Annotated in this window: 26 protein-coding genes; 10 read left to right on the plus strand and 16 right to left on the minus strand. The window is 63.9% G+C overall.

Features of this window, described 5'->3' with window-relative positions; all coding sequences use genetic code 11:
* Both WM94_RS01920 and WM94_RS01925 read right to left on the minus strand, forming a co-directional pair.
* The gene (locus WM94_RS01920) at positions 1-486 is read right to left on the minus strand and encodes a hypothetical protein (RefSeq protein WP_025340983.1); all 486 of its coding nucleotides are present in this window, start codon (positions 484-486) and stop codon (positions 1-3) included.
* Between the two features lie 10 nt (positions 487-496).
* Positions 497-1,927, minus strand: coding sequence for a coniferyl aldehyde dehydrogenase (locus WM94_RS01925; protein WP_061550305.1), 1,431 nt, complete (start codon positions 1,925-1,927; stop codon positions 497-499).
* Between the two features lie 151 nt (positions 1,928-2,078).
* Here WM94_RS01925 and WM94_RS01930 point away from each other — a divergent pair, with 151 nt between their 5' ends.
* Positions 2,079-2,744 (plus strand): TetR/AcrR family transcriptional regulator, encoded by a 666-nt coding sequence (locus WM94_RS01930; RefSeq protein ID WP_025340981.1) that lies wholly within the window; start codon positions 2,079-2,081, stop codon positions 2,742-2,744.
* 47 nt (positions 2,745-2,791) lie between these two features.
* Entirely contained in the window at positions 2,792-3,646 is an 855-nt protein-coding gene (locus WM94_RS01935) for a sulfurtransferase (protein WP_061550306.1), read from the plus strand.
* A gap of 128 nt (positions 3,647-3,774) precedes the next feature.
* Here WM94_RS01935 and WM94_RS01940 read toward each other — a convergent pair whose 3' ends face one another.
* The 6 genes from WM94_RS01940 to WM94_RS01965 form a co-directional block, all read right to left on the minus strand.
* Positions 3,775-4,767, minus strand: coding sequence for a hydrolase (locus WM94_RS01940; RefSeq protein ID WP_061550307.1), 993 nt, complete (start codon positions 4,765-4,767; stop codon positions 3,775-3,777).
* A gap of 59 nt (positions 4,768-4,826) precedes the next feature.
* The gene (locus WM94_RS01945) at positions 4,827-6,227 is read right to left on the minus strand and encodes a pitrilysin family protein (protein WP_061550308.1); all 1,401 of its coding nucleotides are present in this window, start codon (positions 6,225-6,227) and stop codon (positions 4,827-4,829) included.
* Positions 6,224-7,483, minus strand: coding sequence for a pitrilysin family protein (locus tag WM94_RS01950; protein WP_177342344.1), 1,260 nt, complete (start codon positions 7,481-7,483; stop codon positions 6,224-6,226). The genes WM94_RS01945 and WM94_RS01950 overlap by 4 nt, the downstream gene beginning before the upstream one ends.
* Before the next feature lie 158 nt (positions 7,484-7,641).
* Positions 7,642-8,244, minus strand: coding sequence for a 16S rRNA (guanine(966)-N(2))-methyltransferase RsmD (gene rsmD, locus WM94_RS01955; protein WP_061550310.1), 603 nt, complete (start codon positions 8,242-8,244; stop codon positions 7,642-7,644).
* Positions 8,244-9,734, minus strand: a complete 1,491-nt coding sequence (locus WM94_RS01960) for a pitrilysin family protein (RefSeq protein ID WP_061550311.1) — start codon at positions 9,732-9,734, stop codon at positions 8,244-8,246. The genes rsmD and WM94_RS01960 overlap by 1 nt, the downstream gene beginning before the upstream one ends.
* Entirely contained in the window at positions 9,727-11,082 is a 1,356-nt protein-coding gene (locus WM94_RS01965; RefSeq protein ID WP_061550312.1) for a pitrilysin family protein, read from the minus strand. The genes WM94_RS01960 and WM94_RS01965 overlap by 8 nt, the downstream gene beginning before the upstream one ends.
* A 230-nt stretch (positions 11,083-11,312) precedes the next feature.
* Here WM94_RS01965 and ftsY point away from each other — a divergent pair, with 230 nt between their 5' ends.
* The 4 genes from ftsY (at position 11,313) to rpoH (ending at position 15,498) form a co-directional block, all read left to right on the plus strand.
* A complete protein-coding gene (gene ftsY, locus WM94_RS01970) occupies positions 11,313-12,839 on the plus strand; it encodes a signal recognition particle-docking protein FtsY (protein WP_061550313.1) in 1,527 nt (508 codons plus the stop codon).
* 2 nt (positions 12,840-12,841) lie between these two features.
* Positions 12,842-13,513, plus strand: coding sequence for a cell division ATP-binding protein FtsE (gene ftsE, locus WM94_RS01975; protein WP_013974630.1), 672 nt, complete (start codon positions 12,842-12,844; stop codon positions 13,511-13,513).
* A complete protein-coding gene (ftsX, locus tag WM94_RS01980; protein WP_013974629.1) occupies positions 13,510-14,532 on the plus strand; it encodes a permease-like cell division protein FtsX in 1,023 nt (340 codons plus the stop codon). The genes ftsE and ftsX overlap by 4 nt, the downstream gene beginning before the upstream one ends.
* Positions 14,533-14,643: 111 nt before the next feature.
* The gene (gene rpoH, locus WM94_RS01985) at positions 14,644-15,498 is read left to right on the plus strand and encodes an RNA polymerase sigma factor RpoH (RefSeq protein WP_003249083.1); all 855 of its coding nucleotides are present in this window, start codon (positions 14,644-14,646) and stop codon (positions 15,496-15,498) included.
* Positions 15,499-15,679: 181 nt separating this feature from the next.
* Here the strand turns inward: rpoH and mtgA are convergent, their stop codons facing one another.
* Entirely contained in the window at positions 15,680-16,390 is a 711-nt protein-coding gene (gene mtgA / locus WM94_RS01990) for a monofunctional biosynthetic peptidoglycan transglycosylase (protein WP_039612537.1), read from the minus strand.
* A gap of 64 nt (positions 16,391-16,454) precedes the next feature.
* Here mtgA and WM94_RS01995 point away from each other — a divergent pair, with 64 nt between their 5' ends.
* From WM94_RS01995 to trmB, 4 genes are all read left to right on the plus strand, one after another.
* On the plus strand, positions 16,455-16,826 hold the full coding sequence (locus tag WM94_RS01995; RefSeq protein ID WP_013974627.1) for a DUF423 domain-containing protein: 372 nt from the start codon (positions 16,455-16,457) through the stop codon (positions 16,824-16,826).
* Positions 16,827-16,929: 103 nt separating this feature from the next.
* On the plus strand, positions 16,930-17,130 hold the full coding sequence (thiS, locus tag WM94_RS02000; protein WP_003257817.1) for a sulfur carrier protein ThiS: 201 nt from the start codon (positions 16,930-16,932) through the stop codon (positions 17,128-17,130).
* A 53-nt stretch (positions 17,131-17,183) separates the two neighbouring features.
* Complete coding sequence (locus WM94_RS02005; RefSeq protein ID WP_013974625.1) at positions 17,184-17,978, plus strand: thiazole synthase; 795 nt, start codon at positions 17,184-17,186, stop codon at positions 17,976-17,978.
* 9 nt (positions 17,979-17,987) lie between these two features.
* Positions 17,988-18,710 carry a tRNA (guanosine(46)-N7)-methyltransferase TrmB gene (gene trmB / locus WM94_RS02010; RefSeq protein WP_013974624.1) on the plus strand — a complete coding sequence of 241 codons (723 nt, stop codon included), beginning with the start codon at positions 17,988-17,990 and terminating at the stop codon, positions 18,708-18,710.
* 797 nt (positions 18,711-19,507) lie between these two features.
* On the opposite strand, the gene WM94_RS02015 is transcribed toward trmB, so the two are convergent.
* The 7 genes from WM94_RS02015 to WM94_RS02045 all read right to left on the minus strand — a co-directional run bounded on the left by WM94_RS02015 (position 19,508) and on the right by WM94_RS02045 (position 24,523).
* Positions 19,508-19,834: a DUF3392 domain-containing protein gene (locus WM94_RS02015; protein WP_003257821.1), complete on the minus strand. Its 327-nt coding sequence runs from the start codon at positions 19,832-19,834 to the stop codon at positions 19,508-19,510.
* A 9-nt stretch (positions 19,835-19,843) separates the two neighbouring features.
* Positions 19,844-21,019: a radical SAM family heme chaperone HemW gene (gene hemW / locus WM94_RS02020; RefSeq protein WP_061550314.1), complete on the minus strand. Its 1,176-nt coding sequence runs from the start codon at positions 21,017-21,019 to the stop codon at positions 19,844-19,846.
* The gene (rdgB, locus tag WM94_RS02025; RefSeq protein WP_003257822.1) at positions 21,016-21,612 is read right to left on the minus strand and encodes an RdgB/HAM1 family non-canonical purine NTP pyrophosphatase; all 597 of its coding nucleotides are present in this window, start codon (positions 21,610-21,612) and stop codon (positions 21,016-21,018) included. The genes hemW and rdgB overlap by 4 nt, the downstream gene beginning before the upstream one ends.
* Complete coding sequence (locus tag WM94_RS02030; protein ID WP_013974622.1) at positions 21,609-22,043, minus strand: DUF4426 domain-containing protein; 435 nt, start codon at positions 22,041-22,043, stop codon at positions 21,609-21,611. Before WM94_RS02030 ends, rdgB begins: the two co-directional genes overlap by 4 nt.
* 22 nt (positions 22,044-22,065) lie before the next feature.
* Positions 22,066-22,686, minus strand: a complete 621-nt coding sequence (gene metW / locus WM94_RS02035; protein WP_039612534.1) for a methionine biosynthesis protein MetW — start codon at positions 22,684-22,686, stop codon at positions 22,066-22,068.
* A gap of 7 nt (positions 22,687-22,693) precedes the next feature.
* Complete coding sequence (locus tag WM94_RS02040) at positions 22,694-23,833, minus strand: homoserine O-acetyltransferase (RefSeq protein WP_013974620.1); 1,140 nt, start codon at positions 23,831-23,833, stop codon at positions 22,694-22,696.
* A 99-nt stretch (positions 23,834-23,932) separates the two neighbouring features.
* Positions 23,933-24,523 (minus strand): YggT family protein, encoded by a 591-nt coding sequence (locus WM94_RS02045; protein WP_061550315.1) that lies wholly within the window; start codon positions 24,521-24,523, stop codon positions 23,933-23,935.
* Between the last annotated feature and the right edge of the window lie 5 nt (positions 24,524-24,528).

The raw sequence follows: 24,528 nt of genomic DNA on the forward strand, positions 1-24,528 counted from the left end.
TCAGATTTTCGGTGGCCCGGGGTAGCCGCAGGCGGCCCAGGATTCGGGGCGTTCGTACCAGGCCATCTGCAGCAACTGCAGCAGCGAGGCGTGGCCCATGCGCAGCAGGTTCAGCGAGCTGTCCTGCCAACGTTGCAGGAAGGCCGTGACCTGCGCGGCGCTGGCTTGCTCCCAGGCGCCCCAGACACCGGTCAGGGGGCCGCGGGTGAGCGGCAGGTTGAGCACGTCGAACAACTGCCGGGTGAGTTTGAGCATTTCCGGCGACAGCGCCGCCAGCTTGTGGTCGAGGCTATGCAGCACCAGTGTCTCGGCGGCCTGGGTGCCGGCCAGTACCACCGGGATCAGCGCGCGCAGCAGCGGCAGGTCGTCGTCGCGCAATACCTGGTAACCCGTTGCGGCTGTCTGTGCGCTGCAGCCGACCAGGCTGGTACCGGCCAGAAAGACGCTGGCGCCAAGGCTGAAGCGCAGCAGTTCGCGGCGGTGCATGGGCCGGCCCTCAGCGGATGAAAAGCTTGAAGACCAAGCGCTGCAAGGCTTTGCCATAAGGCGGGTAGATCAGCCGGGCAGCGTTGAAGCCTTGCTTGGCCAGCACCGCCTTGGCCTTGCTGAAGGTCAGGAAGCCGTCGTGGCCATGGTAATGGCCCATGCCTGAAGGGCCGATGCCGCCGAACGGCAAATCATCCTGGGCCACGTGCAGCAGGGTGTCGTTCAGGCACACTCCGCCGGAGTGGGTGTGGCGCAACACCTGCTCCTGTGCGGCGCGGTCATAGCCGAAGTAGTACAGCGCCAGCGGGCGCGGGCGCTGGTTGATGTAGGCCAGTGCCTGTTCGAGGCTGTCGTAGGGCACCAGCGGCAGCAGCGGGCCGAAGATTTCGTCCTGCATCACCTGCATGCCGTCGTTCACCTCCAGCAGCAGGTGGGGTGGCAGGCGCCGGCCCTGGCGGGCTTCACCGGGGTACAGGTCGAGTACCTGCGCACCTTTGGCGTGGGCATCGTCCAGTAGATGCTGCAAGCGCTGCAGCTGGCGCTGGTTGATGATGGCGGTGTAGTCGGGGTTGTCGGCGATGCGCGGGTACAGCCGGCGTACCGCACGCTGGTAGGCGTCGCTGAAGGCCTCCAGGCGCTCGCGTGGCACCAGCACGTAATCAGGGGCGACGCAGGTCTGGCCGGCGTTGAGGGTCTTGCCGAAGGCGATGCGCTCGGCGGCGCTGTCCAGCGGTACGTCGGCCGAGACTATGGCTGGTGACTTGCCGCCCAGCTCCAGGGTGACGGGGGTCAGGTTGTGCGCCGCAGCCAGCATTACCTGGCGCCCCACGCTGGTGGCGCCGGTGAACAACAGGTGATCGAATGGCAGGCGGGCAAAGGCCTGGCCTACCTCGACCTCGCCGAGCACCACGCTGACCAGATCGGTGGGGAACACCTGCTCCAGCAGTTGCTTGAGCGCCTGGCCAGTGGCAGGCGTGGCTTCGCTGAGCTTGAGCATGACCCGGTTGCCGGCGGCCAGGGCACAGGTCAGCGGGCCGATGGCAAGGAACAGCGGGTAGTTCCACGGCACGATGATGCCGACCACGCCCAGGGGTTGGTAGCGCACCTGCGCGCTGGCCGGCTGGAAGGCCAGGCCGACCTTGCGCCGGCTGGCGCGCATCCAGCGCTGCAGGTGCTTTTCGGCGTGGCGCAGGCCTTGCACCGAGGGCAGCAGCTCGGCCAGCAGGGTCTCGTCGGCGCTGCGCCCCTCAAAGTCCTGGCCGATTGCCTCGATCAGTTCGGCCTGGCCGGCCAGCAAGGCTTCCCGCAGGCTTTTCAGCCATTGGCGCCGCTGCGCCGCCGCTGGCAAGGGGTTGCCGGCAAATGCATGGCGCTGGGTGGCGAACGTCGCCGCAAGGTCGAGGTCGGATTGCACAGGGGGCAAGGCACTGGGCGAGTTCATGGCGGCGTCGAGTCCGGGCAGGGAATCCCTAGAGCCTATACTCTAATTTGTACGATGGTGCGAATTTTTCCGCGTTGTCGAGCGGTGCATTCCATTGCCAATACGCCGTAAGATGACCCTTTGATGAAGGCCCGCAGACTGGGAGCTGAGCATGGCCCCGCGCATGAAGACCCGAGAGCGCATCGTGCAGAACAGCCTCGAGCTGTTCAACCAGCAGGGCGAACGCAGCGTCAGTACCAACCACATTGCCGCGCACATGGAAATTTCGCCCGGCAACCTGTATTACCACTTCCCCAACAAGCAGGCGATCATCGCTTTGCTGTTCAGCCAGTACGAAGAACTGGTGGACAGCTTCCTGCGCCCGCCGCAAGGCCGCGCGGCGACCGTGGAGGACAAGCGCTTCTACCTCAAGGCCCTGCTGGCGGCGATGTGGAACTACCGTTTTCTGCACCGCGATCTGGAGCACCTGCTGGACAGCGACCCGGAACTGGCCGCCCGTTATCGGCGCTTTTCCGAGCGCTGCCTGCGCCAGGGCCAGGCGATCTACCGCGGCTTCGTCGAGGCGGGCATCCTGGCCATGGCACCAGCGCAGATCGAATCGCTGACCATCAACGCCTGGATCGTGTTGACGTCCTGGGTACGTTTTCTCAGCACCACGCGGGAGCATTCCGCGCACCTGGGTGAAGAAGCCTTCAAGCGCGGCGTCTACCAGGTACTGGTGCTGGAGCTCGGCTTCGTCACCGACAACGCCCGCAATGCCGTGGACGCCCTGTGCCAGGAATTCCATGTACCGTTCAACCAGGCCCTGGAGCACTAACCCAGGGCCTCAGTGCTATCGATAGTGCCATCGATCAGGAGATTGTCATGCCCCTTGCGCAATTGATCACCCCGCAGCAGTTGGCCGAGCGTCTGGGCTCGCCCAAGTTGGTGATCCTCGACTGCCGCTTTGCCCTCGAGGATGTGGACTATGGCCAACGCAGCTATGCCCAGGGGCATATTGCCGGAGCGCATTTTGCCGACCTGGAGCGTGACCTCAGCGGGCCTGTGAGCAAGGGACGCACCGGGCGCCACCCATTGCCGGATGCGCGCCGGTTGGTCGAGCGCCTGCGTGAGTGGGGCCTGGACGATGACAGCGAGGTAGTGCTGTACGACGACGGCCCTGGCGCTTTTGCCGCCCGTGCCTGGTGGCTGCTGGCCTGGCTGGGCAAGCGCAGCGGTGTAGCGATCCTCGACGGTGGCCTGAAGGCCTGGCATGCGGCGCACCTGCCGCTCAGCCTGGACCCGCCGCTCAAGCGGGAAGGCACCTTCAACGGTGAGCCGGACGGCAAGCTGCTGATCGATGCCGAGCACCTGGCCAAGCGCCTGGGTAACCCAGACCTGACCTTGATCGATGCGCGTGCCTTGCCGCGCTTCCGTGGCGAAGTGGAACCGATCGACCCGGTTGCTGGACATATTCCGGGGGCGCAGTGCGCGGCGTTTACCGACAACCTGGGGGCTGATGGGCGTTTTCTGCAGCCGGACCAGCTAAAACAGCGCTTTGCCGAAAAGCTGGCCGGGCGGGCGCCGGAGCAGTTGGTGGCGTATTGCGGGTCAGGGGTGACGGCGTGTCATAACCTGTTTGCCCTGGCGTTGGCCGGGTACCCGCTGGGCAAGCTGTATGCCGGGTCGTGGAGTGAGTGGATCAACGATCCGCAGCATGGCGTAGCCACTGGCGAGTAAGCAGGCCCGGCCTCATCGCCGGCAAGCCAGCTCCCACAGGTACACCACTGTCCATCAGGCCTATACCACACCTGTGGGAGCTGGCTTGCCGGCGATGAGGCCGGTGCTGCCAATGAAAACCGCAGCTCCTATTGACCCTCCACCAGCCACTGTGGAATCCGCCGCTCCAGGTAATAGCCCGGGTTGCGCAGGCTGCCATCGACAAAGCCCACATGGCCGCCGCGGCTGTGCAGTTCGAAGCGGGTTTGCGGCGCCAGTTCGCGGGCTGTTGGCAGGCTGTGGCCGGAGACGAAAGGGTCATCGCTGGAGTGGATGATCAGCGTCGGCGTGCGGTTCTGGCCGAGGAAGAAATGACTCGATGAGCGGCGGTAGTAGTCGTGTGCATCGCGAAAACCGTTCAGCGGTGCGGTGACCTTGCCGTCGAAATCCCAGAACGTGCGCAGGTTGCCCAACGGCCCCAGCCGTTGCAGCGTCGCCAGCCCTTCATGCTGGCCCTTGTCGTGGAAGTGCCGCTGCTTGAGCTGCACATAAGCCAGCATCTCGCGCATGAAATGCGCCTGGTACACCTTTGAAAAGCCCTGGCCGATGCGGTCGGCGCAGTGATCCAGGCGAAACGGCACCGACACTGCCACCGCAGCCTGCAACTGGCTGGCGACACCGCTTTCGCCAAGGTATTTCAGCAGCACATTGCCCCCCAGCGAATACCCCACCGCATACAACGGCGCCAACGGGCGCTGGGCGCGCAGGTGGCTGACGATTTCGGCCAGGTCTTCGCTGGCACCGGAATGGTAGCTGCGTGGCAACAGGTTGGGCTCGCCCGAGCAACCGCGCCAGTTCACCGCCACGCTGGCCCAGCCGCGGCCTTGCAGCGCTTGCTGCAAACCTTTGACGTAGGGCGAGTGGGAGGAGCCGGTCAAACCGTGCAGGACCAGCACCAACGGCGCGTGGGGCTGGTGCGGGCCGTGCCAGTCCAGGTCGATGAAGTCGCCATCGGCCAGCCATAGCCGCTCGCGGTTGCGCTGCAGCTCTGGCAGTTTTCGCCACAATGGCCCCCACAAGGTTTGCAAGTGGGGGTTGGCAAGGCCGAGGGCTGGACGGAACGTTGCGCTGGGGCTGGGCATGTGGGCGACTCATGTTGTGCGTGCCTAGAATGCCATGGAAAAACCCCGATGTACCTGCGCTATTGGTCGTCCTTCATTGTTTCCGGCAGTGGCAGCTGCATTGACTCGGGGCCTACGGTCACCAGCACTTGCGTCGCGTTGCCCAACCACACCTGCCCGGCTTCACGCAGGTTCGCAGGCGTGAGCGACTGCAGCCTGTCAAGAAAAGTGGCAAGGTGATCGCCTGGCAGCCCTTGGTGGCTGTAAGTCGCAAGTGCTCTGGCCAGTTTGGCGCTGTCTGCAAGGTCGTGATGCAGCTTGGCCGCAATTTCGTTCACAGCGATGTCGCATTCTGCCTGGCTGGGGCCTCGTTCGCGCAGGCACGCGACAATCCCCGACACCAGGGCCGCTGCCGCATCGCGGTACTGCGGGGCGATGTCCCAATGAATTTGCAGCAGGCATGCCGCATCCAGCGGGTTGAGGTCGGAGTAGATGGCGTAGGTCAGGCTGCGCAGGGTTCGCAACTCTTGCGTCAGGCGTGATTCATAGCTGGTGCCAAGTATCACGTTGAGTAGCGTCAAAGCCGGAAATAGCGGGCTGCTTGGCGAAGCTTTCGAGGACAGAGTCAACAGCGACCGTGTGGCGCTGCCGGCGGCGGCCAGGTGCTGCACGAGTGGCGGGTGTTCGGGGAGTGGCGGCGGGGCCGCGGCGGCCCACTCCTGCGGCAGGGCACGGGTGAGTTCGTCGATCAGTTGCTCCGCGTCTTCCCGGCTCAGGTCCCCCACCAGGCCAATATCCAGATTGTTCGCCGAGTAAGCCTTCTGGTGGAAGCCCCTGATCTGCTCGATTTTGACGGGACCACTGGCTGTCGTGGTGGCGCTGGCAGCGTACGGATGATCACGGAAAACATGAGCCATCGTGGTGTTGGTAAGCCGTACCAGGGGGTGACTGCCCTGTCTGACCCGGTTGAAAGCGAGCCGCTCCCGGATTTTCGCTACATCAGGCTCCCTGAAAGCAGGGCGTGCAAGCATCTGGGTGAACAGCTGCATCACGCTGGTGCGTATTGTGGGCAAGCTCAGGCAGCGGAGTGTGATGACGGCACTGTCATCGGTGATCCTCCTGCCGAGGATGGCCCCGTACCCGGCTAACTGCTCGGCAAACTGGGCTGCATCGAGTTCACCAGTCCCTTGGTCGAGGCTGTACAGGGTGACTGCGGCCAGGCCCGGGTTCGCCCCGTCAAGCACATTGCCAGCACGAAAACGCAAGGCCAGGTCGAACATCGGGCGTTCATGATCTGCGATGAAGCTGACCTTTGTGCCGCTGGTGGTTTGCCAGCACGTGGCTGCGGCTTGCAAGGGCGGTACCTGGCCAAGCTCTATTTCCTTGGCCGATTGAAGGTTGGCCATGGCCTCCAAGGCGGTGTCGGTGGCTGGGCCGTCGCAAAGCGTCGGTCGGGTGGTCGTCAAATTGTCTGGGCTCATGCTTGTGCTCCCGGCTGAAGGTAGGTCGTGGTCAGCCGTTCGCGCCCCAGGTAGGCAACTGCTACCTGTTGCACTGTCGCACTGTCGAGGTTCTGGATAAGAGGGCCGTCTTCGTCAATTACCGAGGCCGGCAAACCGGCTGCGGCTGCGGCGCCCAACTCGCCTGCCTGGGAAGTGAGCGCGTCAAGGTTGAACAGCCGTCGGGCGAGCATGCGTAACTTGGCGCGCTGCAGATCTTCTTCCGGCAAGGCAACACTACGCAGCGCCTGCACATGCTCGTAAATAGCTTGGGCAGCGTCCTCCGGTGTGGTGTGGCTGGTGTTCACATAGGCTGAGATCGTCAACAGCGTGTCGCCACGCACCAAGGGCTCGTAGGACACCCGTACGCCTGTAAGCAGGCGCTTGTCCCGTACCAGGTCGCTGTACAGCCTGGAGCTGAAGCCTACGCCAAGCAGGTCGCAAAGCAGGCTCAGGGCAAGCGATGTGCTGGCGTCGGGGGCTGTTGCTCGGCCTGGAACATTGAAGGACATGAACAGCCCCTCGCGTAGCCCTGGCAGACTTACGGTGTGGCTGCGGGCCTTCAGTCGAGCGTCATGGCGTGGGACCGGTCGGGCGGCGAGGGGTGTTTTCGGCACGCCGGCGAAGTAACGTGCCACCTGCTGCCGGAGCGTTGGCAGGTCAACACTACCGACCACCACAAGCGTTGCGTTGTTTGGCTGGTACCAGGTCCTGTACCAGGTTCGCAGCGCTGCCAGGTCGATGCCGTGCAGGTCTGCCGGATCACCGAAGCTCGGGCCTGCATAGGCGCTGTCGCCATGTGCCAGGGCGTTATGCTGCTCGTACGCTTGCTGGTCAGGCTGGACGTCCAGCTTGAGCCGGCGCTCATCTTCTACCGCCTTTATCTCCCTCTCCATTTCAGCTTTGCCGAAGGAAGCGGTGCTCATGGCATCGGCCATGATCTCCAGCGCTATGGGCAGGCGGCTGGCCGGTAGCGAGATTTCAAAAGAGGTGGCATCCAGGTGGGTGGTGGCATTAGCGCTGCCGCCTAAGCGTGCAATCACCCGGCTGTATTGGTCGGCGGGGATTTTGCTGCTGCCTGCGAAAATCAGGTGCTCCAGAAGGCGTGACAGGTTGGTGTGGCCGGCAGGCTCATGGCTTGAGCCTATGTGATACCAAAGCTGGACCGCGGCCAGAGAGGTCTTGTGGTTTTCTCGCAAGTAGACGGACAGGCCGTTTTCCAGCGTGAAGTGCTGCAATGCCGAGGTAATGGGGCAGGCCAGGGCGGCAAGCCCCGCAGAGACCTGGCCCAGGTCGGGTGGTGACGCAGGTGATGGTAAGGTCATCGCTGAAGTGCTCTGGTTGGTGTAAACCCGAACAGCTTCAGCGACAAGGGTGCTGCACCTGCTTTACATAATTAGCCCCGCTGCCAGAGTGCGTAATGCACCTGGCCGGTCTTTTTCTCGCGATGCAGGCGCCAGTTACCTGGCAGTTGCAAGGTCGACGGTGCAGCCTCGCTTTCTGTGTAGACCCACGCCTGCTCGCGCAGCCACTGGTTCTGTTCCAGCAGTTTGCAGGTGTCGGCCAGCAGGTCCTGGTGGAACGGTGGGTCCAGGAACACCACATCGAACTGCTGCTTGGCTGGGCCTTGCAGATAACGCAGGGCGTCGGTCTGCAGGATTTGCCCGCGCGGGCAGCGCAGGATCTCGAGGTTGTTCTTCAGGTTGGCGATGGCCGCCGGGTTGCTGTCCAGCGCGACCGCGTCCTCGGCCCCGCGGGACAGGGCTTCGAGCACCAGGGCACCGCTGCCGGTGAAGGCGTCCAGAACGCGGGCACCCTCGATATAGGGGGCCAGCCAGTTGAACAGGGTTTCCCGCACTCTGTCAGGCGTTGGCCGCAGGCCTTCGCCTTCCGGCACCGCCAGACGTCGGCTGCGCCACTCGCCGGCGATGATGCGCAGGTGGCCCTGGCCCTTGCTGTGGCCCGGTTGTGGGCGGGCGGTAGGGGTGGATCTTGGCATTAGTGCTCCGGTACCCCGAGCGGCTGCTCGGAGGGCTTGTCAGTAGGGGCTGGCAGCGGTTTTTGCGGCACTTTCGGGCCAGCGGTGACGATCACCAGTTTATCGGCTGACAGGTGTTTGTTCATGGCCGTCCTTACCTGCTCGACGGTGAGGGCCTGGGACTGCTGCATGAAGTCCTCCAGCCAGGTCAGCGGCAGGTTGTAGAAGCCAATGGCACCCAGTTGGCCGACGATGCTGGCGTTGCTGGCATTGGACAGCGGGAAGCTGCCGGCCAGTTCGCGCTTGGCATCGTCCAGTTCTTGCTGGGTGGGACCGGTCTTGAGGTAGTCGGCGAGAATGTCCTGCACCAGCTTGAGCGTGCCTTCGCTGAGTTCGGCGCGGGTCTGCAGGTTGATCATGAACGGGCCGCGTACTTGCATCGGGCTGAACACCGAGTACACGCCGTAGGTCAGACCGCGCTTTTCACGTACCTCGCTCATCAGCCGGGTGCCGAATGCACCGCCGCCGAGGATCTGGTTACCCAGTGACAGGGCCGGCCAGTCCGGGTCCTGGCGGTCGATGCCGAGCTCGGCCAGCATCAGGTGAGTCTGCTTGGACGGGAAGTCGATGTGGGTCAAGCCTGCCTTGGCTTCGCCGGGTTGCGCAGGTGAGGCCAGCGCGGGGCCTTTGGGCAGACCGGCTGACACTTGGGCGGCGATGGCTTCGGCCTCGGCGCGGCTGAGGTCGCCGACCAGGGCGATGACCGCGTTGCCGCTGGTGTAGGCCTTGGCGTGGAAGGCGCGCAGCTGTGCCAGGGTGATGCCGCTGATGCTTTCGGCAGTGCCGTCGCTCGGGTGGGCGTAGGGGTGGTCGCCGTAGAGCTTGGCGAACAGGGCCTTGCCAGCGACCTTGCCAGGGTTCTGCTTTTCATACTCGAAGCCGGCCAGCATCTGGTTCTTGATGCGCTTGAGGGCGTCTTCAGGGAAGGTCGGCTTGCCAGTCACTTCGGTGAACAGCTTGAGCGCCGGTTCACGCTTGTCCTTGGCACTGAGGCTGCGCAGCGAAGCCACGGCCATATCGCGGTAGGAGCCGTTGCCAAAGTCGGCGCCCAGGCCCTCGAAGCCTTCGGCGATGGCAGTCACATCCTTGCCGGCCACGCCTTCGTTGAGCATGGCGTTGGTCAGGGCAGCCAGGCCTGGCGTGCCGCCATCCTGGCTGCTGCCGGCGGCGAAGGTGATGCGCAGGTCGAACATCGGCAGTTCGCGGGCCTCGACGAACAGCACGCGGGCGCCTTCTGCAGTGTTCCAGTGCTGTATGTTCAACTGGCGCCGGCTGGGCGCCTTGCCATCCAGTTCGGCCAGTGACTGCAAGGTATTGGCCGGGCGTGCCGCGTTGCTGTCGGCTTTGGCGGCATTGTCAGCCATGGCCGGGGCGGCCAGCACCGCCGCCAGCGCCAGGGCGCGGATGCCCGTGGTCAGCAGGGTTGGGCGTGGTACGCGGCGATTACTCATGAGCGGACTCCTCGGGCAGTACATGGGCAACGCTCAGGCGTTCGCGGGTGAAGTAGGTACGCGCGGCGTTCTGGATATCCTGCGGAGTAACGCGCTTGAGCTCATCCAGCTCGCTGTCGATCAGCTTCCACGACAGGCCGACGGTTTCCAGCTGGCCGATGGTAGTGGCCTGGCTGCTGATGGAGTCGCGGTCGTAGACCAGGCCGGCAATGACCTGGGCGCGTACGCGCTCCAGCTCTTCGGCGCTGGGCGGGGTGGTCTTGAGCTCATCAAGCAGCTGCCAGATGCCTTTCTCGACATCGGCGAGGGTTTTTTGCTTCTGCACGTTCGGCGTGGCCGAGATCAGGAACAGGCTGTCGCCGCGGGTGAAGGCGTTGTAGCTGGACGAAGCGCCGGCCACCAGTTCCTGGCCGCGTTCCAGGCGTGCCGGCATGCGGGCGCTGTAGCCGCCGTCGAGCAATGCCGAGATCAGGCGCAGGGCATGCACCGTACGCGGATCCTTGGCGGTGGGCAGGCCAGGTACGTTGAAACCGTAGATCAGGCTCGGCAACTGGGTGCGCACGTACAGGGTCAGCTGGCGCTGGCCTGGTTGGGCCAGCTCGAGCGGCAACTTGGCCGGTGGCACGGCGCGTTTGGGGATGCTGCCGAAGTACTTCTGCGCCAGGCCCTTGACCTCATCGACGGTGACATCGCCGACCACCACCAGGGTGGCGTTGTTGGGGGCGTACCAGGATTCGTACCAGTGGCGCAGTTCCTCGACCTTCATGCGCTCCAGGTCGGCCATCCAGCCGATGGTCGGGGTATGGTAGCCGCTGGCCGGGTAGGCCATGGCGCGGAACAGCTCGAACGCCTTGGAGTTGGGCTGGTCGTCGGTGCGCAGGCGGCGTTCTTCCTTGATCACCTCGATTTCGCGGCTGAATTCGTCAGCGGGCAGGCGCAGGCTGGCCAGGCGGTCGGCCTCCAGCTCCAGGGCCACCGGCAGTCGGTCGCGGGCCAGCACCTGGTAATAGGCGGTGTAGTCGTCGCTGGTGAAGGCGTTTTCTTCGGCGCCAATGTCACGCAGGATGCGCGAGGCCTCGCCGGGGCCGACCTTGGCGCTGCCCTTGAACATCATGTGTTCCAGCGCGTGGGACAGGCCGGTCTGGCCAGGGGTTTCGTAGCTGGAGCCAACCTTGTACCAGATCTGCGAGACCACCACCGGGGCGCGGTGGTCCTCGCGCACGACTACTTTCAGGCCGTTGTCGAGGATGAATTCGTGGGTGGGTTGCACATCGGCGGCGAAGGCCGCGAGCGGCAGGCAGAGCGTGCCGAGCAACAGGCCAGCGGCGCGGCGGGCTAGAGCATTCATACGGTGTTTAACCTGTTCGGCGGCCCGCTGGTTTAGCGTCGGCGGGCCAGGAGGTGCTAGGATACTGATCCGGTTGCCTGGCGACCATGCCTGTCGCCGTTCTGGCCCGCAGGACACTAAGACAAAACGTTGCGCATGAACCAGCCGGCTTCAAGATAGTCTGTTCTGCGTAGAGAGAATTCCCGATGCGCCATAGCTGGCCCATCGCTACCCTGAGATAGCCGTCTTCCATGTTTGGTTCCAACGACGACAAAAAAGCGCCAGCCGAGGCTGGTGAGAAGAAAGGCCTGTTCAGCTGGTTTCGCAAGAAGCCGCAGCAACCTGTGGCAACGGGCGTGCCCGCGAATGAACCCCCAGCCGTCGAGCAGCCTGCAGCCGCTCCGGTCGAAGGGGCTACCGCCGAAGCGCCACAGGCCCCTGAACCCGTTCAGGCCCCTGCGGCCCCACAGCTGACAGAACCGCAGCAGGTCGCCGCACCCGTCCAATCCCCGGTGGTCGAGGCCCCTGTCCCCGAACCGGTTGCTTCCCAACCGTTGCAGGCCCCTGAACCCGAGCCGGTCGCGTCCCAGCCGCTGGTGGCACCTGCACCGCAGCCGGTCGCGTCCATGCCCTTGCAGGCGGCCCCGGTCGAGCCAGCCCCTGTCGAGGCGGCCCCGGTCGTCGAGCCGGTCGCGCCGGTCAGCAACCTGGTGCTGCCGGTTGCCGAAGAGCCCGTGGCCCTGGTGCCGGATCTGGAGCCGAAAGCGCCGCCCGCCATCCCGGAACGCCCTGCACCAGAGCCTGCGGCCCCTGTGGCTGCAGCCCCGGTCGCCACGCAGGCCGAGCAGGCCAAGCCGGGCTTCTTCGCCCGCCTCAAGCAGGGCCTGTCGAAGACCAGCGCCAGCATCGGCGAGGGCATGGCCAGCCTGTTCCTGGGCAAGAAAGTCATCGATGACGACCTGCTCGACGAAATCGAAACCCGGCTGCTGACTGCCGACGTTGGTGTGGAAGCCACTTCCACCATCGTCCAGAACCTGACCCAGAAGGTTGCCCGCAAGCAGCTGGCCGACGCCGATGCCCTTTACAAGTCGCTGCAGGAAGAACTGGCTGCGCTGCTGCGCCCGGTCGAGCAGCCGCTGGTGGTACAGGCGCAGAACAAGCCCTATGTGATCCTGGTGGTCGGTGTGAACGGCGCCGGCAAGACCACCACCATCGGCAAACTGGCCAAGAAGCTGCAGCTCGAAGGCAAGAAAGTGATGCTGGCTGCTGGCGACACCTTCCGTGCCGCTGCGGTCGAGCAACTGCAGGTGTGGGGCGAGCGTAACCAGATCCCGGTGATCGCCCAGCACACTGGCGCCGACTCCGCTTCGGTGATCTTCGATGCCGTACAGGCCGCCAAGGCCCGTGGCGTCGACGTGCTGATCGCCGACACCGCTGGCCGCCTGCACACCAAAGACAACCTGATGGAAGAGCTGAAGAAAGTCCGCCGGGTCATCGGCAAGCTCGACGCCGAAGCGCCACACGAGGTGCTGCTGGTGCTCGATGCCGGCACCGGCCAGAACGCCATCAGCCAGGCCAAGTACTTCAACCAGAGCGTCGAACTGACCGGCCTGGCCCTGACCAAGCTGGACGGCACTGCCAAGGGCGGGGTGATCTTCGCCCTGGCCAAGCAGTTCAAGCTGCCGATCCGCTTCATCGGTGTCGGTGAAGGCATCGACGACCTGCGTACCTTCGAAGCCGAGCCGTTCGTCAAGGCTCTGTTCGCCGAGCGAGACTGAACATGATCCGATTCGAACAGGTTGCCAAGCGCTATCCCAATGGTCATGTGGGTTTGCATGAGCTGAGTTTCCGGGCGCGCCGGGGCGAATTCCTGTTCGTCACCGGCCACTCGGGCGCGGGCAAGAGCACCTTGCTGCGCCTGCTGCTGGCCATGGAGCGCCCGACCAGCGGCAAGCTGATGCTGGCCGGGCAGGACCTGGGCCAGATCAGCAACTCGCAGATCCCGTTCCTGCGTCGGCAGATCGGCGTGGTGTTCCAGAACCACCAGCTGTTGTTCGACCGCACGGTGTTCAACAACATCGCCTTGCCGCTGCAGATTCTCGGCCTGTCCAAGGCCGAGGTCGCCAAGCGCGTGGACTCGGCGCTGGAGCGAGTGTCGCTGGCCGACAAGGGCGAGCTGTTCCCGGCCGACCTGTCCACCGGGCAGCAGCAACGGGTGGGCATCGCCCGCGCCATCGTTCACCAGCCAGCCCTGCTGCTGGCCGACGAACCCACCGGTAACCTCGACCCGCGCCTGGCCGCGGAGATCATGGGGGTGTTTGAGGACATCAACCGCCTGGGTACCACGGTATTGATCGCCAGCCACGACCTGGCACTGATTGCGCGCATGCGTCACCGCATGCTGACCTTGCAGCGCGGCCGCTTGATCGGCGATGGGGAGGCCGGGCAATGAGCACTACACGTACGCCGAAGGTTTCCGAGCGGGTTGCGCCGAAACCGGCCGACCCGCAACCGGCGAAGAAAAAGCACGACGACGATGACGGCCCGGATTTCCGCACGCTGCTGCATGCCTGGCTGGAAAGCCACCGTGCCAGCATGGCCGACAGCCTGCGCCGGCTGGGCAAGCAGCCGATCGGCAGCTTCTTCACCTGCCTGGTGATGGCGGTGGCGCTGAGCATGCCCATGGGCCTGTCATTGCTGCTGAAGAATGTCGAGAAGCTTGGCGGCTCGTGGCAGCGCGCCGCACAGATCTCGCTATACCTCAAGCTCGATGCCGGTAGCCGCGAAGGCGAGGCGCTGCGCGACGAGATCAAGGGCATGCCCGGCGTGGCCGACGCTCAGTATGTCAGCCGCGAGCAGGCGCTGGAGGAGTTCCAGCAACAGTCCGGCCTGGGCGAAGCTCTGCGTGAACTGCCTGACAACCCGCTGCCCGGCGTAGTGGTGGTGACCCCGACCGAAGTCGACAAGCCGGCCCTGGAAGCCTTGCGTCAGCGCCTGTCGGAGCTGCCGCGGGTGGAAGTGGCGCAACTCGACCTGGTATGGGTCGAGCGCCTGGCGGCCATCCTCAAACTGGGTGACCGCTTCGTCTTCGGCCTGGCCGTGATGCTGATTTCTGCCCTGCTGTTAGTAATCGGTAACACAATTCGTCTACATATTGAAAACCGCCGTACCGAGATCGAAGTGATCAAGCTGGTCGGTGGTACAGACGCCTACGTACGCCGGCCTTTCCTTTACATGGGCGCACTGTATGGCCTGGGTGCAGGGGTGATTGCTTGGGGTATCCTGGCGTTTGGCCTGAACTGGCTGAACGAGGCGGTGGTAGGGCTTTCCGGGCTGTACGGCAGCGACTTCGCCCTGGGTGGGGTGCCGGCGTCCGATGGTCTGTCGCTCTTGATCGGAGCGGTGCTGTTGGGGTATATCGGTGCATGGATCGCAGTGGCCCGCCATCTGAACGAGCTGGCGCCGCGATAGTTTTTACGTGCCAGCATTGACAAATTATTCACCATGGAACTTGTACCGTCGTTCCAGGTCAATGTTGGCAGCGCCCACAAGGCGCGAGTTCTGTAAGTCGGAGGTTCTTGAATGACCACATCGTTGCAACCTGCCTATGCCCTGGTACCTGGTGCAAACCTGGAAGCCTACGTGCACACGGTCAACAGCATCCCGCTGCTGACTGTCGAGCAGGAGCGTGATCTGGGCGAGCGTCTCTATTATGAGCAGGATGTCGAGGCCGCTCGTCAAATGGTGATGGCCCACCTGCGTTTCGTCGTACATATCGCCCGTAGCTATGCCGGCTACGGGTTGGCCCAGGCCGACCTGATCCAGGAAGGCAACGTCGGCCTGATGAAAGCCGTCAAGCGCTTCAACCCGGAAATGGGCGTGCGCCTGGTGTCGTTCGCCGTGCACTGGATCAAGGCAGAGATCCACGAGTTCATCCTGCGCAACTGGCGCATCGTCAAGGTGGCCACCACCAAGGCCCAGCGCAAGCTGTTCTTCAACCTGCGCAGCCAGAAGAAACGTCTGGCCTGGCTGAACAACGACGAAGTGCACCGCGTGGCGGAAAGCCTGGGCGTGGAGCCACGTGAAGTGCGCGAGATGGAAAGCCGCCTCAGCGGCCAGGACATGGCCTTCGACCCGGCAGCGGAAGCTGACGACGACAGTGCCTTCCAGTCGCCTGCGCATTACCTGGAAGACCACCGTTACGACCCGGCGGTGCAGCTGGAGGATGCCGACTGGAGCGACAACTCCACCAGCAACCTGCACGAAGCATTGCAAGGGCTGGACGAGCGTAGCCGCGACATTCTCTACCAGCGCTGGTTGGCGGAAGAGAAGGCCACGTTGCATGAGCTGGCGGACAAGTACAGCGTTTCGGCTGAGCGGATTCGCCAGCTGGAGAAGAATGCGATGAACAAGGTCAAGGCGCTGATCGCGGCCTGATCGAGCCCTGACAGCAAGGAAAAGCCGCTGGCCCGCATGGGTTAGCGGCTTTTTTTTGGCCGGGGGATTTTGGGGCCGCTTTGCGGCCCTTTCGCGACACAAGGCCGCTCCTACAAGAGACTGCGATCCCCTGTAGGAGCGGCCTTGTGTCGCGATGGGCTGAGCAGCAGCCCCAAAAGGCTCAAAGTTTGCGCGAAGTGTCGAGCTGCATCAGGTAGCTGGGCCCACCCAACTGGCTCATCTGCCGGCGTATCCAGCCGGCCCGGCTGGCCACATAGGCGCTCGGCCGGCTGGCGCTCCACTTGATCGGGCTCGGCAGCACCGCCGCCAGCTGCGCCGCCTGCTGGCGGCTAAGCCGGTTGGCATCGACGCCAAAGTGGTAGCGCGCTGCCGCCTGGGCGCCAAACACACCTTTGCCCCATTCGGCACTGTTCAGGTAGACCTCGAGAATCCGCTCCTTCGACCAGAACAGCTCGATCAACGCAGTGAACCAGGCCTCCAGGCCTTTGCGGAACCAGCTGCGCCCGGACCACAGGAACAGGTTCTTGGCCACCTGCTGGGTCAGGGTGCTGGCACCGCGAATGCTGCCGCCGCGCTCGTTGTAGGCCAGCGCTGCCTGGATGGCCGGGATGTCGAAGCCCCAGTGGTTGGCGAACTTCTGGTCCTCGCCGGCAATGACCGCGACCTTGAGGTCGTCGGAGATGTTCTCCCACGGCTCCCAGTCGCGCTGCAGGTCGATCGGCTCGCCATTCACCCAGGACTGCACCTTGCGCTCCACCATCAACGCCGTACCGGGTGGTGGGACCCAGCGGAACACCAGTACCAGCACGATGCTGCCGGCAGCGAACCAGAGCAGGGCGCGAGAGAGGCGGCGGAGAAGGGTTGGCAGCATGGCGATGGCTTGGCCGTACGGGTGGAAGGGGCCATTATACAGACCCGATCCAAGGAGTCGTCCCATGCTTCGCAGCTTCCTGATGCTTGCCGCCTTTTTCGGCTTCACCGGTGTCGCCCTGGGCGCTTTCGCCGCCCACGGCCTGAAAAGCCGGCTGACGGCCGACTACCTGGCGATCTTCCAGACTGGTGTGACCTACCAGTTGGTACATACCCTGGCCATCTTCGCTGTCGCCGTGCTTTCGGTGCACCTGCCAGGGCGCCTGGTCGGCTGGGCTGGCGGCCTGTTTGCCCTGGGGATAGTGCTGTTCTCCGGTAGCCTGTACCTGCTGACCCTCAGCGGCCTGGGCAAGCTCGGCATCATCACCCCGCTTGGTGGCCTGTGCTTCCTGGCCGGCTGGCTGTGCCTGGGCCTGGCAGCCTGGCGGCTCGGTTGACCGAGTGGTCCACAATCGCGACTAATGGCGTGCAGCGCCCTTGGGTTGCAGGGCGGTTCAGCGCTAGAATGCGGGCCCCCAAAGAACAATGGTGGCCGTGCGCATGCGCATTCAACTGAACGGTGAACCTTACGAATTGCCCGCTGGCGAAAGTGTCGCGGCCCTGCTGGCCCGCCTGGAGCTGACCGGGCGCCGCGTCGCGGTGGAACTGAACCTGGATATCGTGCCGCGTAGCCAGCACGACAGTACGCTGTTGAACGACGGCGATCAGGTCGAAGTGGTCCACGCCATCGGTGGCGGCTGATTCTGGCCGGCGATTCACCTGCAAGCCCAGCAACCTTTTCCCGAGGAACAACCATGAGCAACGTTCGTAGCGACAAGCCCTTCACCCTGGCCGGGCGTACTTTCCAGTCGCGCCTGCTGGTCGGTACCGGCAAGTACCGTGACATGGAAGAAACCCGCCTGGCCATCGAAGCCTCGGGTGCCGAGATCGTCACCGTAGCCGTGCGCCGCACCAACATTGGCCAGAACCCGGGCGAGCCGAACCTGCTCGATGTGCTGCCACCGGACCGCTACACCATCCTGCCGAACACCGCTGGCTGCTACGACGCGGTCGAAGCCGTGCGCACCTGCCGCCTGGCCCGCGAACTGCTGGATGGCCACAACCTGGTCAAGCTGGAAGTACTGGCCGACCAGAAAACCCTGTTCCCCAATGTGATCGAAACCCTCAAGGCCGCCGAAGTGTTGGTCAAAGACGGTTTCGATGTGATGGTCTACACCAGCGATGATCCGATCATCGCCCGCCAGTTGGCCGAAGCCGGTTGCATTGCGGTCATGCCGCTGGCTGGCCTGATCGGTACCGGCCTGGGTATCTGCAACCCCTACAACCTGCAGATCATCCTGGAAGAGTCCAAGGTGCCGGTGCTGGTGGATGCTGGTGTGGGTACTGCGTCCGACGCCACCATCGCCATGGAAATGGGCTGCGAAGCTGTGCTGATGAACTCGGCCATCGCCCACGCCCAGCAGCCGGTGCTGATGGCCGAGGCCATGAAGCACGCCATCGTCGCCGGTCGCATGGCCTACCTGGCCGGCCGTATGCCGAAGAAACTCTATGCCAGCGCCTCTTCGCCGCTGGATGGTCTGATCAAGTAAGAGCCCCTGATGACTGAATCGCACGATACGCCGATCACCCCCGACGGCGAAGCCCGCCCGCACCGCCGCATCAAGAGTTTCGTGATGCGCGCCGGGCGCATGACCGAAGGCCAGCAACGTGGCCTGGAGCAGGGCGGCCCGCTGTACATCCTGCCGCTGGCCGACAGCCCGGTGGACTACGACCAGGTGTTCGGCCGCTCGGCGCCGCGCACCCTGGAGATCGGCTTCGGCATGGGCCATTCCCTGCTGGAAATGGCTGCTGCCGCGCCTGAACAGGACTTCATTGGTGTGGAAGTACACCGCCCGGGTGTTGGTGCGCTGCTCAACGGCGTGCTGACCCAGGGCCTGAAAAACCTGCGGGTATATGACTGCGATGCCATCGAAGTGCTGAACCGCTGCGTGGCGGACAACAGCCTCGACCGCCTGATGCTGTTCTTCCCCGACCCATGGCACAAGGCGCGCCACCACAAGCGCCGCATCGTCCAGCTGGAGTTCGCTGAACTGGTACGGCGCAAGCTCAAGCCCGGTGGCGTGTTCCACATGGCCACCGACTGGGAACCGTATGCCGAGTACATGCTGGAAGTGATGAGCGCTGCCCCGGGCTATCGCAACCGTGCGGCCGACGGTACTTACGTGCCACGGCCGGAAGAACGCCCGATCACCAAGTTCGAGCGCCGCGGCGAGCGGCTGGGGCATGGGGTTTGGGATTTGAAGTTCGAGAAGGTGGATTGACCGGCTGATACGGCCTTTCGATTTGCCGATGCCTGCAGAAATGCAGGCGAAAAAAAACCGCCTTTGAAAGGGCGGTTTTTTATGTGAGCAACAGGACTGAGTATCCTTCGCTCTGAGGTTTCACAGAAAACCCTCACACAGTTGGCTGATCATAGGCAGCGTAGCGGGGGAACGTCAATGCTCAGAAATATCCGGCATCACGTGTGTCGGAGCGGTTAACAGTCTTGGGTGAGCATTCCAAGTATCATCGCGCTGCTCCTGTGTGGATGAAATCAGTGATGGGCCGGGTAGGAGAAGAATTCTGCTTTCCGGCCCCTTCGACACGGCCTGAGAACCGTGCCGGTGCACCTCTCGAAGGGCCATTGACCTGGCCACTTCACAGAAGACTCTCACACAGTTTTTGAAGGCATCGAAGTACCGGTTAGATGCTGGAAGATTGGCCCGCCAACACGGAGGCCAAGGCATATGAAGCGTTTGCTTGATGCGCTGAGCCGCGTTTGGACGTTCATCCGGATCTTGACTGTGCTCAAGACCGTTCGGGACTTCATGCGCGATCACTTCGATGATGCCCAGTAAGGGCTAGTCAGGTGGTAGGGCTGCCCTGGTTCTCCGGGGCAGCTTTTACAACCCATCTCTGTACTCGCCAGATTACGCGGTCATTGTAGGAGCGGCCTTGTGTCGCGATGGGCCGCGTAGCGGCCCCAGGATGTCAGCGGTGAGGCAGCAATTGCTGGGGCCGCTTTGCGGCCCATCGCGACTCAAGGCCGCTCCTGCAAGGTTCAGTGCAAGGCCGTGGCTCAGCCCCGTCGATCCGCCACCACCCCGATCAGCACCAGTACCACCAGCAGCACCGGCGCCAGCGCGTAGTTGTTGAACTGGCTCAGCCCTTTCACCACCCAAGGCGTGGCATAGATCAGCGCCGCACCGCTGCCGATCATCACCAACAAGGCCATGAACGGTACGCGCAGGGCGCCCGCCAGGCCGCCCAGGCGCTGTTCCACCCAGCCCTTGATATCGGTGCCGAACAGCACCAGCAGGCAGCCTACCAAGGCCAGTGAAATCTCCGACAGGTTGCTGCGGCTCCAGCGAGAAACCGTCGCGAGCAGATCAAGTACCAGATCCATGGGTCATCCTTAGGTCAAGAAATACTGCAGCAGGTCATTGAGGAACAACTGTCCCCGTGGCGTGGCCACCAGTCGATCCGGTTCGACCTGCAAAAGGCCCTTTTGTTCGGCCGCGTGGCGTGCCTCGCGCAGTTGTGCCAGCGGCAAACCGGTGCGTTGGGTGAACAGTTCGGCTTCCACCCCATCGGTCAGGCGCAGGGCGTTCATCAGGAACTCGAACGGCAGCTCGTCGACTGGCAGCAGCTTTTCGCCGGCCTTGAACGGCTTGGCCAGGTTCAGGTAGTCCTTGGGCAGGCGGGTCTTCCAGGTGCGCAGGATGCGCCCATCGGCGAAGGTCAGCTTGCCGTGGGCACCAGCGCCGATGCCGATGAAGTCGCCAAAGCGCCAGTAGTTGAGGTTGTGCCGGGCAGCGCGCCCCGCTTGGGCATAGGCCGAGACTTCGTACTGGCGGAAGCCGTGTTCGGCCATCAGTGCCTGGCCGGCCTCCTGGATATCCCAGAGGATGTCGTCCTCGGGCAGCTCGGGTGGCTGGTTCCAGAACACCGTGTTCGGCTCCACGGTCAGCTGGTACCACGACAGGTGCGTCGGCCCCAGGTCGATGGCCTGGCGCAGGTCGCCCAGCGCGTCGTCGAGCGACTGGTCGGGCAGGCCGTGCATCAGGTCCATGTTGAAGTTGTCGAAGCCGGCGGCGCGTGCCATGCCGGCGGCGCGGACCGCTTCATCGCCATTGTGGATACGCCCCAGCGCCTGCAGTTTGGCTGGCTGGAAGCTCTGCACACCGATGGACAGACGATTGATACCGGTTTGCCGGTAGGCCTTGAACTTGTCCTGCTCGAACGTGCCCGGGTTGGCCTCCAGGGTAATTTCGATGTCCGGCGCAAACGGGATACGTTGTTCCACGCCACGCAGCAGCCGGCCAAGGGCGTCGGCACTGAACAGGCTGGGAGTACCGCCGCCGAAGAAGATCGAGCTGATCGGCCGGCCTTGCACGGCAGCCAGCTCCTGGTCGAGGTCGGTCAGCAGGGCGGTGACGTAGGCATCTTCCGGCAGTTCAGGCCCGGCAGCGTGGGAGTTGAAGTCGCAGTAAGGGCATTTGCGTACGCACCACGGGATGTGGATGTACAGCGCCAGCGGCGGCAGGCTGGTGAAGCCCGCCGCGCCGGGGTTGGACAGCGTTTCGATCATGCCAGGCCCAGACGTTGGCGCAGCAGGGCCATGGCGCGGGCGCGGTGGCTGAGCTGGTTCTTGTCCACAGGGGCCAGGTCGGCGCTGGAGCAGCTGCGCTCCGGTACCCAGAACAGCGGGTCGTAGCCAAAGCCGTGTTCGCCACTGGCCTCGAACATGATGCGCCCGTGCCATAGGCCTTCGCACAGGATCGGCAGCGGGTCGTCGGCATGGCGCACCAGTGCCAGGACGCAGACGAACTGTGCGCCGCGCTCGGCTTCAGGCACGTCTTTCAGTGCTTCGAGCAGCTTGGCATTGTTCGCAGCGTCACCTTTGCCGTCGGCATAGCGCGCCGAGTAGATGCCCGGCGCGCCGCCGAGGAAGTCCACCGCCAGGCCCGAGTCGTCGGCCAGGGCCGGCAGGCCGGAAATGCGTGCGGCGTTGCGCGCCTTGAGGATGGCGTTCTCGACGAACGACAGGCCGGTTTCTTCCGGCTCGACCTGGCTGAACTCACCGATCGAGCGCAGTTGCACGGACGCGCCGAGCATGGCCTGGAGTTCCTTGAGTTTGCCGGCGTTATGGCTGGCCAATACGAGTTGCTGGAAATTCATCATTCGCCTGGGAACACTTCCTGGTTGAAACTGAGGGAGTTGCTGATGCCGCCGGTTTCGATATTCAGGTCGAAGGTGACGGTTTCTGGCTGGTCGATCTTGAACTGGGCAATGTAGTACACCGCGCCCTGTTCGGTGATCTGCTTGAACGACAGCGGGCTGCTGCGCCCGGTCAGGTCCTTGACCGTGCCGCTGACCACCGCCATGGCGGGCTTGTTGGCCTTGAGCACGGCGATGTTGAGTACGCCCTGGTTCTTGCTGCGTACCAGGCCGGTGGCTGCGGCCACCTCCGGCGTCAGCATGCTCGAGGTGAACGCGCTGTAGTGCACCGTCACGTCGCCAAACACTTCCTTGCGCTCGGGACGGGCAGCATCGGCAGCCAGTACCGGCAGGGCCAGGCACAGGCTGATCAGGAACAGGGCTAGGCGACGCATGGGATGATTCCTCCGGTGGGCGTCAGACCGCGAGCTGATGTTCTTGCAGGCCCGGGCTGCTGACACGATAGATGCCGATCTCACCTAGAAGATTAGGCCAAAGCCGGCCACCCCACCCGTTGCGGTGCAAGTGGTCGACTGCCAGGCGGTCAAGCACCTTGGCGCGGCGCTCGTGGCACAGCTCTTCGAAGTCGGCAAAGGTGCAGAAGTGGATGTTTGGCGTGTTGTACCAGGTGTACGGCATGAAGTCCGAAACCGGCATGCGGCCTTTGGTCGCCAGGTACCAGCGGCAACGCCAGTGGCCGAAGTTGGGGAAGGTGATGATGCACTGGCGGCCCACGCGCAGCATCTCGTCGAGGATGCGGTCGGGGTACTCCACGGCCTGCAGGGCCTGGGTCATGATCACCACGTCGAAACTGTTGCTGGCGAAGTTGCCCAGGCCCTTGTCCAGGTCCTGTTCGATGACGTTGACGCCCTTGGCCACACAGGCGGCGATGTTGTCGGCGTCGATCTCCAGGCCATAGCCGGAGACCTGCTTGCGGTCGCGCAGCGAGGCCAGCAGTTCGCCGCTGCCGCAGCCCAGGTCGAGTACCCGGCTGCCGGCGGGGATCCAGTCGTGGATGATTTCCAGATCGGCTCTCATGCTGTCCTCAGATGGCAATGCGGTTCATGTAGTTCGAGAAACCCTGCATGTAGCGAGGCGTGGGGATCAGGAAGGCGTCGTGCCCGTAAGGCGAGTCGATCTCCAGGTAGCAGACATTCTTGCGCGCGGCCATCAGGGCGTCGACGATCTCGCGCGAACGGGCCGGGGAGAAGCGCCAGTCGGTGGTGAACGACATGATGCAGTAATCCGCCTTGACGTGGGCCAGGGTGGCTGCCAGGTCGCCGCCCTGGGCGGCGGCAGGGTCGAAGTAGTCCAGCGCCTTGGTCATCAGCAGGTAGGTGTTGGCGTCGAAGCGCCCGGAAAACTCCTCGCCCTGGTAGCGCAGGTAGCTCTCGACCTGGAATTCGACGCTGTGGAAGTCGTAGTTGAGCTTGTCGCTCTTCAGCTCGCGGCCGAATTTTTCACCCATCGAGTCATCCGACAGGTAGGTGATGTGGCCGACCATGCGCGCCAGCATCAGGCCACGCTTGGGGATCACGCCCTGGTCCTGGAACGAACCGCCGTGGAATTCGGGGTCGGTGAGGATGGCCTGGCGTGCCACTTCATTGAAAGCGATGTTCTGTGCCGACAGCTTGGGCGCCGAGGCGATGTCGACGCAATGGCGCACGCGCTCGGGGTAGCTGATGGTCCACTGCAGCGCCTGCATGCCACCCAGGCTGCCACCGACCACGGCGGCCCACTGCTGGATGCCCAGGCGCTCGGCCAGGCGCACCTGGCTGTGCACCCAGTCTTCCACGGTCAGTACCGGGAAGTCGGCGCCGTAGGGCTTGCCAGTGGCCGGGTTGATGCTGCTGGGGCCGGTGCTGCCGTTGCAGCCGCCCAGGTTGTTCAGGCTGACCACGAAGAAGCGGTTGGTGTCGATCGGCTTGCCAGGGCCGATACAACTGTCCCACCAGCCCGGCTTGCGGTCGGTGGCGGCATGGTAGCCAGCGGCATGGTGGTGGCCGGAGAGGGCATGGCAGATCAGCACGGCGTTGCTCGCGCTGGCGTTCAGGGTGCCATAGGTCTCGTAGACCAGTTCGTAACTGGCCAGGGAGCGGCCGCAGGCCAGGGCCAGCGGTTCATCGAACCGGGCGGTTTGCGGTACTACCAGACCGACGGAATCTTCGGGAAAGACAGTGGACATCGACCCTGCTCACGCTTGACGGAGGCGTAAGTCTAAAGAGCGCTACCCCCAGCGGCAAGCAGAGGCTTGTCGCTGGAAGCAACCAGAGTCAGGTGGGGCTCAGATCATCCGCCACAGCTCTTGTGGCATGCCGGCGTAGGCGGCCAGCGGCGGCATGACGAACGACTGGATTACCTGGATCGCGAGGAAGGCGAAGATCGGCGAGATGTCCATGCCGCCCAGGTTGGGCACGATGCGGCGGAACGGTGCCAGCACCGGTTCACTGATCTGGTAGGCCAGCTCAGCCGCCGGGTTGTGGCTGTTGGGAGCAACCCAGGACACGATCACCATGACGATCATCGCGACCCAGAAAATCTTCAGGAACAGCGAGGTGATACCGATGATGGCCCACATCAGCAGGTACAGGATGTCACCGAAGGTGCCGTAGGTGACCATCAGCACGAAAGCCATCAGCAGCGCCTGGATAACCACCGACAACAGCAGCGACGAGGTATCCAGCCCACCAACGCTGGGGATGACTCGGCGAATCGGCTTGAGCAGCGGCTGTGTGGCGCGCACGGCGAACTGGCACAGCGGGTTGTAGAAGTTGGCCTTGACCAACTGCAGGACGAAGCGCAGCAGGACGATCACCAGGTACAGGCTGACCAGGGTTTGCACCACGAAGATCGCGGCGCCGGAAAGTGCATTCATCTGAA

Origin of the sequence: Pseudomonas sp. ABFPK, assembly GCF_001586765.1 — a bacterium.
In the GTDB taxonomy this organism is placed as follows: Bacteria; Pseudomonadota; Gammaproteobacteria; order Pseudomonadales; family Pseudomonadaceae; genus Aquipseudomonas; species Aquipseudomonas asiatica.

Excerpts from the sequence above, each read along its gene's own strand:
- WM94_RS02040 (WP_013974620.1), bottom strand. The coding sequence starts at position 23,833 with ATGTCCACTGTCTTTCCCGAAGATTCCGTCGGTCTGGTAGTACCGCAA.
- WM94_RS02005 (WP_013974625.1), top strand. The coding sequence starts at position 17,184 with ATGAGCAACGTTCGTAGCGACAAGCCCTTCACCCTGGCCGGGCGTACT.
- WM94_RS01995 (WP_013974627.1), top strand. The coding sequence starts at position 16,455 with ATGCTTCGCAGCTTCCTGATGCTTGCCGCCTTTTTCGGCTTCACCGGT.
- WM94_RS01960 (WP_061550311.1), bottom strand. The coding sequence starts at position 9,734 with ATGAGTAATCGCCGCGTACCACGCCCAACCCTGCTGACCACGGGCATC.
- WM94_RS02015 (WP_003257821.1), bottom strand. The coding sequence starts at position 19,834 with ATGGATCTGGTACTTGATCTGCTCGCGACGGTTTCTCGCTGGAGCCGC.
- trmB (WP_013974624.1), top strand. The coding sequence starts at position 17,988 with ATGACTGAATCGCACGATACGCCGATCACCCCCGACGGCGAAGCCCGC.
- WM94_RS01920 (WP_025340983.1), bottom strand. The coding sequence starts at position 486 with ATGCACCGCCGCGAACTGCTGCGCTTCAGCCTTGGCGCCAGCGTCTTT.
- WM94_RS01935 (WP_061550306.1), top strand. The coding sequence starts at position 2,792 with ATGCCCCTTGCGCAATTGATCACCCCGCAGCAGTTGGCCGAGCGTCTG.
- ftsY (WP_061550313.1), top strand. The coding sequence starts at position 11,313 with ATGTTTGGTTCCAACGACGACAAAAAAGCGCCAGCCGAGGCTGGTGAG.
- WM94_RS01925 (WP_061550305.1), bottom strand. The coding sequence starts at position 1,927 with ATGAACTCGCCCAGTGCCTTGCCCCCTGTGCAATCCGACCTCGACCTT.
- rsmD (WP_061550310.1), bottom strand. The coding sequence starts at position 8,244 with ATGCCAAGATCCACCCCTACCGCCCGCCCACAACCGGGCCACAGCAAG.
- hemW (WP_061550314.1), bottom strand. The coding sequence starts at position 21,019 with ATGATCGAAACGCTGTCCAACCCCGGCGCGGCGGGCTTCACCAGCCTG.
- WM94_RS02030 (WP_013974622.1), bottom strand. The coding sequence starts at position 22,043 with ATGCGTCGCCTAGCCCTGTTCCTGATCAGCCTGTGCCTGGCCCTGCCG.
- WM94_RS01940 (WP_061550307.1), bottom strand. The coding sequence starts at position 4,767 with ATGCCCAGCCCCAGCGCAACGTTCCGTCCAGCCCTCGGCCTTGCCAAC.
- ftsE (WP_013974630.1), top strand. The coding sequence starts at position 12,842 with ATGATCCGATTCGAACAGGTTGCCAAGCGCTATCCCAATGGTCATGTG.
- ftsX (WP_013974629.1), top strand. The coding sequence starts at position 13,510 with ATGAGCACTACACGTACGCCGAAGGTTTCCGAGCGGGTTGCGCCGAAA.
- thiS (WP_003257817.1), top strand. The coding sequence starts at position 16,930 with ATGCGCATTCAACTGAACGGTGAACCTTACGAATTGCCCGCTGGCGAA.
- WM94_RS01965 (WP_061550312.1), bottom strand. The coding sequence starts at position 11,082 with ATGAATGCTCTAGCCCGCCGCGCCGCTGGCCTGTTGCTCGGCACGCTC.
- rdgB (WP_003257822.1), bottom strand. The coding sequence starts at position 21,612 with ATGATGAATTTCCAGCAACTCGTATTGGCCAGCCATAACGCCGGCAAA.
- WM94_RS01945 (WP_061550308.1), bottom strand. The coding sequence starts at position 6,227 with ATGAGCCCAGACAATTTGACGACCACCCGACCGACGCTTTGCGACGGC.
- rpoH (WP_003249083.1), top strand. The coding sequence starts at position 14,644 with ATGACCACATCGTTGCAACCTGCCTATGCCCTGGTACCTGGTGCAAAC.
- mtgA (WP_039612537.1), bottom strand. The coding sequence starts at position 16,390 with ATGCTGCCAACCCTTCTCCGCCGCCTCTCTCGCGCCCTGCTCTGGTTC.
- metW (WP_039612534.1), bottom strand. The coding sequence starts at position 22,686 with ATGAGAGCCGATCTGGAAATCATCCACGACTGGATCCCCGCCGGCAGC.
- WM94_RS01930 (WP_025340981.1), top strand. The coding sequence starts at position 2,079 with ATGGCCCCGCGCATGAAGACCCGAGAGCGCATCGTGCAGAACAGCCTC.
- WM94_RS02045 (WP_061550315.1), bottom strand. The coding sequence starts at position 24,523 with ATGAATGCACTTTCCGGCGCCGCGATCTTCGTGGTGCAAACCCTGGTC.